This window comes from Brevibacterium sp. HMSC07C04, assembly GCF_001815905.1.
Taxonomy (GTDB): Bacteria; Actinomycetota; Actinomycetes; order Actinomycetales; family Brevibacteriaceae; genus Brevibacterium.
In genome coordinates this window covers 1-11716 of the sequence record NZ_KV823248.1, presented here as the reverse complement: position 1 = coordinate 11716, position 11716 = coordinate 1, and the positions used below count along the sequence as shown (strand labels likewise).

Sequence of the window (11716 nt, the reverse complement as noted above, 5' to 3'; positions counted from 1 at the left end):
TCAGGTCGGATCTGCATAAACAGACACTTATTTGTTCGTGGCATTAGGTTATCCTAATGTGTGTTAAGCTAACTTAATATATGCGGGATTCGCGGCAACGAAAGGCAGAAAATGAAGCGACTCGGGTTCAAGCGCGCAATGGCGGGCATCGCAGGTGCGGTACTGGCAATGAGTGCGGTAGGTTGTGCCCCCTCCACGACGGGCAACGGTGAAGAGGGGCAGCTCAGCATCGTTGCCACCACCGGCTACTTGGGGGACGCGGCAAGGAACATCGCCCCCGACGCCGATGTCACCGTGCTCGTCAAGCCCGGGGGAGACCCACACACTCAGCCTCTGACCACTCGCGACACCGAGAAGCTCGATTCAGCCGACGTCGTGCTGTGGACCAGCCGCGACATGGAGCACCAGATGATGGATCAGCTGGACAAGCTCGGCGACAAGCAGCTTGCCGCGGCTGGACAGCTTGACGAATCTGAGCTGCTGCCGTGGGAAGAGGACGGCAAGATCGAAGGCCATGACCCGCACGTGTGGAACTCACCCGACCTGTGGAAGCAGGTTGTGCAGGCCTCGGCAGAGAAGATCGGTGAGATCGACCCCGAAAACGCGGATCAGTACACGACTAACGCGGAAGAGTACAACAAGAAAATCGATGCAGTTGCGGCGGATGCGAAAGAAAAGCTCGAGCGGATTCCCAAAGAGAATCGCGTCCTTGTGACCGGACACGACGCGTTCAACTACCTGGGCAAGACCTACGACATGGAAATCTACGCAACAGACTTCGTGTCATCCGAATCCGAAATGTCGGCTGCCGAGATTGATGAACTTGCAAAGACGATTGCCGACCACAAGGTGCCGGTCATCTTCCAGGACAACCTGAAGAGCCCAGAGGCGATCAAACACCTCAAGCAGGCGGTCAAAGCGAAGGGGTGGGAGGTCGAGATCTCCGATAAGGAGCTCTACGCAGACTCACTGGGCGAATCCGCCCCGCTTGACACGTATCTCGGTGTTTTTGAACACAACGCAAATGCAATTGCAGAAGCCCTGAGCTGAACGGAGCATCGATGGCAAACAGAGCTCGGGAAGCTAAACCCATTGCGGGAGCCCCAGCGTTGGAAGCGCGCGGACTGACAGCCGCATATCACGACAAGCTCGCACTTGACGGCGTTGATCTCGCGGCTCCCGTTGGGGAAGTGCTTGCCATCATGGGCCCCAACGGTGCAGGCAAGTCGACTTTTCTGAAAGCAGCACTGGGACTGCTCAAACCCCTGGCGGGTACGGTGCAGTTCTTCGGTGGGCCGCTTTCGCAGATGCGCAGGCACGTGGGTTACATGCCCCAATCTGCGGATATCGACTGGGATTTCCCGGCAACAGTGCGCGATGTCGTCACGATGGGCCTGTATGGCGAAGTCGGGCTGTTCGGCCGCATCAACGCCAGCCGGCGTCAGCGGGTTGATGAAGCTCTGAACACCATGGGGATTGCGGATCTCGAACGACAGCAGATTTCTGAACTCTCCGGCGGGCAGAAGCAGCGAACCTTTATGGCCCGCATCCTCGCACAGGACCCCGGCCTGTTTCTCCTCGACGAACCTCTGGCGGGCATCGACGCGTCGAGCGAAAAAGTCGTCCTCGAGGTCATTCGCCAGCTGCGCGCATCCGGCAAGACAGTCGTTGTTGTCCACCACGACCTGACGACAGTCCGCGATTTCTGCACTCGCGCCGCCGTTTTGAACAAGGGCCGCTGTGTGCTCAGCGGGCCTGTTGACGAGGTGCTCGTAAGTCGGGAATTCAGCTCGGTCTACGGTTTCGGGACCATCATCACAGCGGAGGGCGGCGCCAGTGGAGACCGCTGATCTGCTGGCCGCGGGTTTCGTCGCACCGAGTGAGCTTCTGCTGAACTACACGTTCCGCACCATGCTCATCGGAACTGTTCTCGTGGGGTCCTTCTCGGGTGCGATGGGCTGTTTTCTGTATCTCCGCCGGCAGGCTCTCATCGCCGATGTCATCGGGCACTCGGCGGTCTTCGGCGTTGCTGCGGCCTTTGTGATCGCGGTTGCCGTACTTGGCGTGCCAGGCAGGTCGATGGTGACTCTGACGATCGGCGCGGTGATTTCCTCGTCTCTTGCGGCGTTTGCCGTGAATTGGATCAGCGGCACCCGCCTGGGCTCAGATGCAGCCATGGCCGGAGTTCTCGCTTTGTTCTACGGCAGCGGTATCGTGCTGCTGCGCTCGGCGTCGCTGTCGTCGCTGCCTGGCCGTGGGGGCATTGAAACGTATATCTTCGGCAATGCCGCAACCACAACGCACGAAGACCTGCTTGTGATCGCGGTGTGCGGCGGTGCGGCGCTGCTGACGGTCATCATCGGCTGGCGTGCTTTTGGGCTGTTCACCTTCGATCCGGTCTTTGCCCACACCCTGGGCTATCGGTCAGCTGTGCTCGGGCCAATACTGGGGGTGGCGACAACAGTTGCCGTCGTCATCGGCGTGAAGTCAGTGGGGCTCATCCTCATGGTGGCGTTTGCGATTATGCCGGCAGCATCTGCCCGCCAGTGGACGGGAAGCCTCAGATCTATGGTGATGCTCGCAGGTTCGATCGGCGGCGCTGCCGGCGCCGTCGGGTCCTATGCCGCTGTCAGCTTCGGGCGAGTGCCGACAGGCCCGATTGTGGTGTTGGTGCTCTTCACAGTTTTCCTCGTGTCGGTTCTTTTTGCCCCGCGGCGCTCGGTTATCGGCAGGGCCGTGCGTGCCCGGCGGAATGCAGTCCGGTTGGCTGCTGTGGGAGGTGAGGGCAGATGAGCATTGCAGCGGCGACCGTGTTTTTGGCTGTTACCACCGCGGTGACATGTGCTCTGCCGGGGGTGTTCTTGGTGCTTCGGCGCCAGTCAATGCTCGTTGACGCGATGTCTCACGCTGTTCTGCCCGGTGTTGTCATCGGGGCGATTGTGTCGGGCACAACCCATTCGCCGTGGATGATTGCAGCCGCTTCGGCCATGGGCATGACCGTGGTGCTCGGATCTGAATGGCTGCGCCGGACCGGACTGATAGCACGAGGCGCCGATCAGGGGCTCATTTTTCCCGCTCTTTTCGCCGGTGGTGTGATTCTTCTGTCCACGAGCCTGAAGTCGGTGCACATCTGCGAGGACACCGTGCTGACGGGTGATCTGAACCTTATGGCTCTGCCGAGTGAACACGTGCTTGTCAGGGGAGTGAACCTCGGTCCGCAGACGGCGCTCATGCTTCTTGGTGTCTTCGCTGTCACGGCGATTTTCATCGCCTGCACCTACAGGGTGCTGTCCCTGGCGACTTTCGATCCGGTTCTGGCTCGCACCATGGGTCTGCCTGTTAGGACGGTTGACTACACGCTCATGGCTCTCGTGGCCGTAACTGTCGTGGTGGCGTTCAATGCCGCGGGCGCTATTCTCGTCGTCGCGCTCGTTGTGGTGCCGCCGGCGGTTGCGGTCCTGTTCGGCAATCGTCTGCCGGTCGTCATCGCACTGAGCCTCGTCATTGCTGTCATCAGCGCGGTGGCGGGCTTCTGGACGGCCTATGTGTTCGACCTGCCCACAGCTCCGCTCATGGCGGCTGTCAGCGGTGTGCTGCTTGTCAGCGCCGTGGCGTTTGTGAAGATCCGCTCGAGAGCAAGGGCAAAGGTACGAAGCTCCGGACGAGCCGCGGTTTCCATGAGTGCTGGCTCTAAGCTTTCCGGGCGTTGAGCAGAGAGTCGAGTTTTCCGGTCTCCTTTTCTGCGGCAGTCTCTAAACAGAACACGAGGCGGAACGTGAGTTCCGCCTCGTGAGGGTTGGCTGTTGTTATCCTCAGTTTTTGGAGGAGCGGCCCTTCACTGCAAAGATTGCGGCGATTGCGGCGGCAATGAGTGCTCCGATTCCGGAGATGGGAAAGATCAGCTCGGACGGCCCGCCGTAGATATTCGCATCGCGTTCCATTCCTGAAATGGTCCCCGATGCAATGAATGCGCCGAACAGTACGATGAAGGCTGCCAACGATAGCCAGAAGCCGATATTGGCTTTAGTAGTCATGGTGCACCTCCTTTCAATTGGGTTCACGAGGCGGAGCCAAGCTCCGCCTCGTGAACGTCGGCTGCCGCTGACGGCGGCAGGGGAGTCATCAGTATTCGATGACCACGCGACCTTCGATCTTGCCGTCGCGCATCTCCTGGAAGACGTCGTTGATCTCCTCAAGGCGGCGTGTGGAGTACGTCGGCTTGATCTTGCCCGCGGCATAGAAGTCGAGAGCTTCGACCATGTCCTGACGCGTGCCGACGATCGAACCGCGGATGGTCAGACCAGCCAGGACGACGTTGAAGATCGACACGGAGAACTCGCCCGGCGGCAGACCGTTGAAGACAATGGTTCCGCCGCGGCGGGACATGCCGATCGCCTGACTGAAAGCCTGCTCGTGGACGGCGGTGACAAGCACTCCGTGGGCACCGCCGATCTTGTCCTGAATGGCCTGTGCGGGATCTTCTGTCAAAGCATTGACGATGATTTCAGCACCATGCTTCTGAGCCAGGGCCAGCTTGTCTTCGGCAATGTCTACTGCGACCACGCGCAGGCCCATGGCGACCGCGTACTGGACAGCGATGTGTCCCAGACCGCCGATGCCGGAGATGACAACCCACTGGCCGGGGCGAGCCTCGGTCATCTTGAGGCCCTTGTAGACGGTCACACCTGCACAGAGCACGGGTGCGACCTCTTGGGGGTCCGATCCTTCGGGAATGACCGGGGCGTAGCGGGTGTCGACGAGCATGTACTGACCAAAGGAGCCGTTGACGGAATAGCCGCCGTTTTCCTGCTGCTCGCACAGCGTTTCCCAACCCTGACGGCAGTGCTCGCAGTGGCCGCATGCGCTCCACAGCCAGGCGTTGCCGACCGTGTCGCCGACATTCACGGTGTGTTCGCCGGGACCGAGCTTCTCGACGATGCCGACGCCCTCGTGACCGGGAATGAAGGGCGGGCTGGGCTTGACCGGCCAGTCACCTTCCATAGCGTGAAGGTCCGTGTGGCAGACACCGGAGGCTATGAGCTTCACCAGCGCCTGGTGCTCGCCGGGTTCGGGCAGATTGGAATCGGTAACATTGAGGTTGTGGCCGAACTGTTCGGCAACAGCTGCTTTCATCGTTGACATGGAAACTTCCTAACTCATCCGATGGTGAACGTCATTGTTTACTTCGGGTCAGGCGGATCTAGCCGCAGGCACCAGTCTTATAGATGAATGCGCATATGCCTAGGGGTTTGAGAGAAGAATCAGGATGTTGTCATCGCAGTGAACTGCATGGGGAGTGATGCGCATTGCGCGATGGTGCGACGGAAGCCGGTATAGAGGGGACTGCCGCTTAGCCGGTGCAGGATCGGCAAAAGCGGGAATGAAAAAGCCTCCGGGACAACCGGAGGCCTGTTACGAGTGCTGTCTCAAAGCTTCTCGAGTGGAGGATAGGGGATTCGAACCCCTGACCTTCTCCATGCCATGGAGACGCGCTACCAACTGCGCCAATCCCCCAGAACCCGTCTGGGCAACAGGAACTATCTTAGACCATGTGCCCTGCCAATGCAAAATCAGTGTTGCTGAGGCCTGAGCTCACTCATCGCGCTTTCCGCGGTTCTTCAGCGCAAACAGTGTAATGAGACCGCCCACAGCGGCGATGACGCCGAGAATCACGAGTTCGACGCCAGCAGACGAGTTCTGCAGAACCCACCCTTCAATGCGTGCCTGAGCACCTGCCCCGAGAAAGCCGGACAATTCGGCCGTACCGCTGGTGAAGAACAGGAGTGCTGCCAGTGCGACCATGAGCAGGCCGCCGATCAGATTCGTCCACGTGGTTGTGATCGGCCCGAAAGAAACCGGTCGAGGGCGCACGATCCTCTGCACGACGGGCAGACGCGTCCACAGCACTGAAAGGAGCACGAGCGGAAAAGCCATGCCGGCTGCGAAGAACACCAGAATCAGACCGCCCCACAGTGCCGAGGCACTCGCTGCAGCGACAGTCAGAACGGCGCCGAGAATGGGACCGGCGCACACACCGGCGACCCCGTAGACTGCACCGAGCAGGTAGACCGAAGCGGATGACCGTCCCGCGCTCTGCACCCCGGAGGGCATAAACGGCAGGTTGATGTTGAGTGCTGTGAGAACGCCCATGATGCTGATGACGACTGCGGCGATGGCTACGACAGCGTCCCGATGCACGGTGACGAACGCGCCGACCGACCCAGCCAGAATACCCAGGGGAACGAGCGTAGTGACCAGACCCAGGTAGAAGATGAATGTCCGACCCAGCAGTTCCTTGGGTGAGGTGAAGGCGTAAGAGAAGAATGCAGGCAGGAGCATCGCAGAGCAGGGACTCAGAAGCGTAAGGACCCCGCCTGCAAAAGCTCCAAGCAGGCCCAGACTCATTCGACCCCGGCCTTCTCCAGCTGTTCGTCTATGAACTCAGAGAAGTTTTCGACTGGCTGAGCGCCCCGCAGTGCGCTTTCACCGTCGGAAGATGCGAAGAACGGCACAGCCGGAATTCCGTACTGCTGCTGTGCTTCGGCAGTTGCGCTGCTGACTGCGTCGATAAGCACGGAATCGTTCATGTCTGTGCGAAACCGCTCGATGTCGCTCACGCCGGCGGTTTCGGCGAACTTCACGAGGGTCTCTTCGGGAAGATCGGGGTGGCCCTTGTCGGGCGCGGCCGCATAGAGGGCATCCGAGTACTCGCTGTACTTGCCCTGTTTGCCCGCGGCTTCCATGGCTGCACCAGCTGCCGCGGACTGCTCGCCGAAGAACGCGACGGTTATGAATTCGAAGCGCACTTTTCCGGAGTCAACGTACTTCTTCTGCAGCTCTGGAAGGATTTCGGTGTGGAAATGAGCGCAGAACGGGCAGCGGGGGTCCGTCCACTCAGTGATGACGACCGGGGCGTCGACATTTCCGATGGCCGCGGAGTCATCTGCGTCCCGGCGGACCCATTCGCCCTCCTCGCCGGGTGTCGACGAGTCCTTGCTCGCGCTGTCGTCGGCGGATGACCCAGCTGAGGACGAACCGTGCTGTGCGGAATCCTCCCCGGAAGACTTGGTGTTGTTCGATGTGAGCTGGGCAATTGCGACAACTGCAGTGAAAGCGACGACCGCGACAATGGCGATGATGATGTACACCGTGCGGCTGCGGGCCTTCTCGCTGCGGTGAGAGGAGTGATCGACCATGGCCTCACCCTAGCGTCTGAACAGTGCAGATTCTTGACTAGGCTCGAAGATCAGCGGAATACCAGCAGAAGAAGAACGCCGAAGACGATGACTGCCGCGCACAGGGCGAAACATGAATAGGCGCCCAGAAGCACCAGTCTCTGGGCCTCGGGTGACAGAGGGACCTTCTTGGCGGCTTTTGCGGCCTTCTTTTCAGCCTTGCGGATCTGCTTGGGCGACATCACAGTGATGGCGTCCGGGAACTCTGCGGGATGAACCACCGGCGGTTTGCCGCCCGCGACCAGCAGGCGCAGACCGAGGGCGTAGAAGCCCACGAGAAATACCGCCGCAGCCAAAGCCGAGATGAACACCAGAAGGAACGCGCCCCAGTCAATTGTGATCACAGCTGTGCCTTTCCGTTGTCATCATCGCTGTTCGCCTGTTCGACGCGGCGGCGCTCCTGAGCGCGTGCTTGCCGTGGGGTTGGCGGGAGATCGCGCTCAACATCCACAGCGTAGCCAGCATCGGCGACATCGTGGGAAAGCGCTTGGTCTGGGCCGCTGCTGCCGCGCTTTGAGTAGAGATAGAGCCCGAGCACCGTCGCAGTGGCGGCAATGAAGTCAAGCACCAGGCCCAAATTGCCCAGAAGTACAACGAACAGCGCTGCGGCCGCTCCGATGAGCCCCGCTGCCGGAAGCGTGACGAGCCAGCCGAGCACAATTTTGCCCGCCATCGACCATTTCACGGTCGAACCGCGTCTGCCCATTCCGGAGCCGATCACAGAACCGGATGCCACCTGAGTCGTCGACAGCGCAAAGCCGAGAGCAGACGACGCGAGAATCGTCGCCGCGGTGGAGGACTCAGCAGCAAATCCCTGCGCAGGGCGCACCTGGGTGAGCCCCTTGCCGAGCGTGTGGATGATTCGCCAACCGCCCATGTAGGTGCCGAGCGCAATCGTGAAAGCACAGGCCAGCACTACCCAGATTTGAGGGTCGTGGTCCTCAGCCGACTGCCACCCGACTGCAATGAGAACAAGGGTGATGACGCCCATCGTCTTCTGCGCATCGTTCGTGCCGTGTGCCAGAGCAACAAGACTGGAGGTGAGGATCTGGCCCCACCGGAACCCATCGCGGCCCGATGGCTTTTTGTCATAGCGGCGAGTCACGCCGTAGGCAACTTTGGTTGCGACAAAAGCGATGATGGCAGCCGTCAGGGGCGACAGGATTGCGGGCAGAACGATTTTGGAGAGAACGCCCCCTACGTTGACGGCGGTGAATCCGATGCCGACTATCGTCGCTCCGATCAGGCCCCCGAAAAGAGCGTGAGATGAGCTCGAAGGCAGTCCCAAAAGCCAGGTCAGCATGTTCCAGCAGATAGCGCCGATGAGCCCTGCAAATATGAGGGAGGGGAACAGCTGCCCGCCTATCTGCTCTTCGTTGATGATGCCGCCGGAAACAGTCTTTGCCACCTCCGTCGACAGGAGAGCTCCGATGAGGTTGAGAATTGCGGCGAGTCCCACCGCCGTTTTCGGCTTGAGAGCACCTGTCGCAATCGGGGTGGCCATGGCGTTTGCCGTGTCGTGAAAGCCGTTGGTGAAATCGAAGAACAGCGCCAAGGCGATGACGAGAACGACGATGAGTAGGACGAAATCCACTGTCTGCTTCCGCTTATGTGCGAGGTCGGCTCCGCTTGGCGAGGGACCCGTTCCCGCAGAGCGCGCTCGGCCGGACGAGGGTCGGTGTGGAACCGAAAGATGACAAGGCTTACGTTAACGCGAAATGAACGCAGGGGAAAATCTCAGGAATCCAGCGTTTTCCAGTCCTGCGCGCCGTCGTGTTCGCAGACTCGTGTCGCCGCTGCTGTCGCTGTCTGCAGGGCCTCTTCCGTTGAAAGCTCTCGCGCAACCGCCGCGGCCAGTGTTCCGGCGAAAGTGTCGCCTGCGCCGGTGCTGTCGACCGCCTCAATACGGCGTGCGGGAGCGTGGACGCCGCGCCACAGGGCGCCCTGAGCGCCGAATGTTATGCAGACCCTTTCGTCGACTCGGTTGAGCCGGGCAGATTCCTGTTCGTTGACGATCACGATGTCGGCTGAATCGGCGAGGCTCTGAGCGGCAGGCGTCCAGGGGGAGGGGTTGAGCAGGGTAGTGACACCGCGCTCTTGAGCCACAGCAAGAGCGCGCAGGGCCGTCTGGTCCTGGATTTCCAAAACGATTGACAGAACATCGCCCGGCTGTGCCAGGTTGAGGATGGTCTCGATTTCCGGTTCGCCGACAGCTGCATTGGCACCGGGATCGAAGAGGATCGCATTGTTGCCCGCATCTTCGACGATGATCGTCGCTGAGCCCGTCGGCCCCGCGGTTGTCCGCACAAAATTCGTGTCCAGTCCCGAAGCCTCGAGGTGTTTGCGGTAGAAGGCGCCCTGGGCGTCTGATCCCACGCACGAGAGAAACAGTGTTTCAGCACCGGCGCGGTTGGCCGCAACTGCTTGGTTGGCCCCCTTTCCTCCCGGCATGGTGCGCACGCTGTTTGCCATGAGCGTTTCGCCCAAGCGAGGGTAGCGGGGTGTGCGGATGACCGTGTCGATGTTGATCGATCCGAGGACTATGACTTTGCCCATGCCTCCATAATAGGCGTGAAAGTCCTGGTGGTAGGTGGTGTCTGCAGAAGCTGCTGTGTTTGTAGAAACCAAAGCTCGTTTATGGCAAAGTGATTTTCATCGCACACAGGCGTGTGAAAACAACAGCAAGGAGCACAGAGCCGTGACCCTATCGTATTCATCCGGCCCTGCTTCGGCAGGGCTTATCGGCGACACCATCGCCGGCCATTTTGCCGTGCAGACAGCACAGGCCCCGGATGCACAAGCACTTCTCGACCTTCCCACAGGCCGTTCGTGGACCTACGCGGAACTTGAGCGTGACACAGACCGCTTGGCCGCCGCTCTTATGGACCGAGGGCTCAAGAAGGGCGACCGGCTTGGCATCTTCGCCCAGAATATTCCCGAATGGGTTTTGACAATGTACGCGGCCGCCAAGCTCGGCGTCATCATCGTCAACATCAACCCCGCCTACCGGGAGCACGAACTGGAGTTCATCCTCGAACACTCCGGAGCCTCGATGCTCATCAGTCAGGTGGCTGCACCGCCTCACATCGACTTCGTCGAAGTGACAAGCGCGGTCGCTGCGAAGCTCGAGAACCTGTCGGTGGTCTACGTTGACACATCGCAGGAGCAGACTGCCACCCCTATGCGGCAGCAGGACATCAACGCGGAAAGCCGCTTCTCCGCCCTCCTCGAAACAGGGGAGAGGCTGTTGGCTGACGACGGGGCCAAGATCCGCACTCGCATCCGCCAGATCACAGACACCCTCAACTGTGATGAGCCGATAAACCTGCAGTACACCTCGGGAACAACCGGTTTTCCGAAGGGTGTGACTCTGACACATCACAACATTCTCAACAACGGCTTTCTCATTGGGGAGAACCTGGCCTACACCGAAAAGGACACGGTTGTTCTTCCCGTGCCGTTCTTCCACTGCTTCGGGATGGTCATCGGCATTCTCGCAGCCTTCAGCCATGGAAGCACGGCGGTGATTCCCAGCGCAGGATTCGATCCGAGCGCAGCCCTGAGCGCAGTTGAGAAGACGAAGGCGACCTCGCTCTACGGTGTGCCGACAATGTTCATCGCCGAACTCGAACTGCCGAACTTTGAAGACTATGATCTGTCGACGCTGCGCACCGGCGTCATGGCAGGATCCACGTGCCCCGTTGAAGTCATGCGGGCCGTCATCGGCCGAATGAATATGTCTGAAGTGGCGATCTGCTACGGGATGACGGAGACCGCACCCGTGTCCACCATGACGCGGGTCGACGACTCGCTTGAAGCTCGTACCGAAACCGTGGGCACCGTTATGCCGCACACGGAAGTCAAGGTCGTCGACCCGGTGACGGGGGAGACTCTGCCTAGAGGCCAGAAGGGGGAGGTATGCACTCGCGGCTACTGCGTTATGAAGGGCTACTGGAACCAGCCGGACAAAACTGCCGAGGTGCTCGATCCCGATGGCTGGATGCACACCGGAGACCTTGGGATCGTGAGCGAAGCCGGCTATCTCGACATATCCGGTCGGATCAAGGACATGGTTATTCGCGGCGGCGAAAACGTCTACCCGCGTGAGATCGAAGAGTTCCTGTACACCCACCCGTCTATTCGCGATGTGCAGGTGGTCGGCGTTCCCGACCCCAAGTACGGCGAAGAGCTTATGGCCTGGGTGATTCTCCGCGAAGGAGAAGAGACGCTGACAGCTGATGACGTTCGCGAATTCGCCCAGGGCAAATTGGCCCACTACAAGATCCCGCGCTACGTCGAGGTCAGGGAGTCGTTCCCGATGACCGTTTCCGGCAAGATCCGCAAGGTCGAGCTGCGCGCGGAAGGAGCGGAGATCGTCTCTGCAGGTTGATCGCCGCGCCGCAGGCTGGGAGTCCCACTTTCCGGTGCGGTGCCCTGAAAACAGCCATAGGTGAGGGCCGCAGACTGGGTGTCTGCGGCCC

The 11716-nt window shown here is 60.3% G+C and carries 12 protein-coding genes and 1 tRNA gene; 5 read left to right on the top strand and 8 right to left on the bottom strand.

All coding sequences use genetic code 11. From position 1 onward, the window contains the following. The first annotated feature begins 111 nt into the window (after positions 1 to 111). Genes HMPREF3162_RS03370 through HMPREF3162_RS03355 form a run of 4 tightly spaced genes read left to right on the top strand, consistent with a single transcriptional unit; the run spans position 112 to position 3710 of the window. The gene (locus HMPREF3162_RS03370) at positions 112 to 1050 is read left to right on the top strand and encodes a metal ABC transporter substrate-binding protein (RefSeq protein WP_070572915.1); all 939 of its coding nucleotides are present in this window, start codon (positions 112 to 114) and stop codon (positions 1048 to 1050) included. An 11-nt stretch (positions 1051 to 1061) separates the two neighbouring features. Then, entirely contained in the window at positions 1062 to 1850 is a 789-nt protein-coding gene (locus tag HMPREF3162_RS03365; protein WP_070776923.1) for a metal ABC transporter ATP-binding protein, read from the top strand. Beyond that, the gene (locus HMPREF3162_RS03360; protein WP_070776922.1) at positions 1837 to 2793 is read left to right on the top strand and encodes a metal ABC transporter permease; all 957 of its coding nucleotides are present in this window, start codon (positions 1837 to 1839) and stop codon (positions 2791 to 2793) included. Before HMPREF3162_RS03365 ends, HMPREF3162_RS03360 begins: the two co-directional genes overlap by 14 nt. Then, the gene (locus HMPREF3162_RS03355; protein WP_070776921.1) at positions 2790 to 3710 is read left to right on the top strand and encodes a metal ABC transporter permease; all 921 of its coding nucleotides are present in this window, start codon (positions 2790 to 2792) and stop codon (positions 3708 to 3710) included. Before HMPREF3162_RS03360 ends, HMPREF3162_RS03355 begins: the two co-directional genes overlap by 4 nt. Before the next feature lie 102 nt (positions 3711 to 3812). Here HMPREF3162_RS03355 and HMPREF3162_RS03350 read toward each other — a convergent pair whose 3' ends face one another. From HMPREF3162_RS03350 to HMPREF3162_RS03315, 8 genes are all read right to left on the bottom strand, one after another. Then, complete coding sequence (locus HMPREF3162_RS03350) at positions 3813 to 4034, bottom strand: hypothetical protein (protein WP_070776920.1); 222 nt, start codon at positions 4032 to 4034, stop codon at positions 3813 to 3815. Between the two features lie 88 nt (positions 4035 to 4122). Next, on the bottom strand, positions 4123 to 5142 hold the full coding sequence (gene adhP / locus HMPREF3162_RS03345; RefSeq protein ID WP_070776919.1) for an alcohol dehydrogenase AdhP: 1020 nt from the start codon (positions 5140 to 5142) through the stop codon (positions 4123 to 4125). Positions 5143 to 5441: 299 nt separating this feature from the next. Further along, positions 5442 to 5514 (bottom strand) — tRNA-Ala (locus tag HMPREF3162_RS03340). A 78-nt stretch (positions 5515 to 5592) separates the two neighbouring features. Next, complete coding sequence (locus tag HMPREF3162_RS03335) at positions 5593 to 6405, bottom strand: cytochrome c biogenesis CcdA family protein (RefSeq protein WP_070776918.1); 813 nt, start codon at positions 6403 to 6405, stop codon at positions 5593 to 5595. Beyond that, on the bottom strand, positions 6402 to 7196 hold the full coding sequence (locus HMPREF3162_RS03330; RefSeq protein ID WP_070776917.1) for a DsbA family protein: 795 nt from the start codon (positions 7194 to 7196) through the stop codon (positions 6402 to 6404). The genes HMPREF3162_RS03335 and HMPREF3162_RS03330 overlap by 4 nt, the downstream gene beginning before the upstream one ends. A gap of 50 nt (positions 7197 to 7246) precedes the next feature. Further along, complete coding sequence (locus tag HMPREF3162_RS03325) at positions 7247 to 7579, bottom strand: peptidase (protein WP_070776916.1); 333 nt, start codon at positions 7577 to 7579, stop codon at positions 7247 to 7249. Further along, the gene (locus HMPREF3162_RS03320; protein WP_070776915.1) at positions 7576 to 8829 is read right to left on the bottom strand and encodes an inorganic phosphate transporter; all 1254 of its coding nucleotides are present in this window, start codon (positions 8827 to 8829) and stop codon (positions 7576 to 7578) included. The genes HMPREF3162_RS03325 and HMPREF3162_RS03320 overlap by 4 nt, the downstream gene beginning before the upstream one ends. Before the next feature lie 143 nt (positions 8830 to 8972). Next, positions 8973 to 9791 (bottom strand): ribokinase, encoded by an 819-nt coding sequence (locus HMPREF3162_RS03315; protein ID WP_070776914.1) that lies wholly within the window; start codon positions 9789 to 9791, stop codon positions 8973 to 8975. Positions 9792 to 9933: 142 nt separating this feature from the next. On the opposite strand from HMPREF3162_RS03315, the gene HMPREF3162_RS03310 reads away from it, so the two are divergent. Then, the gene (locus HMPREF3162_RS03310) at positions 9934 to 11625 is read left to right on the top strand and encodes an AMP-binding protein (protein WP_070776913.1); all 1692 of its coding nucleotides are present in this window, start codon (positions 9934 to 9936) and stop codon (positions 11623 to 11625) included. The last annotated feature ends 91 nt before the right edge of the window (positions 11626 to 11716 follow it).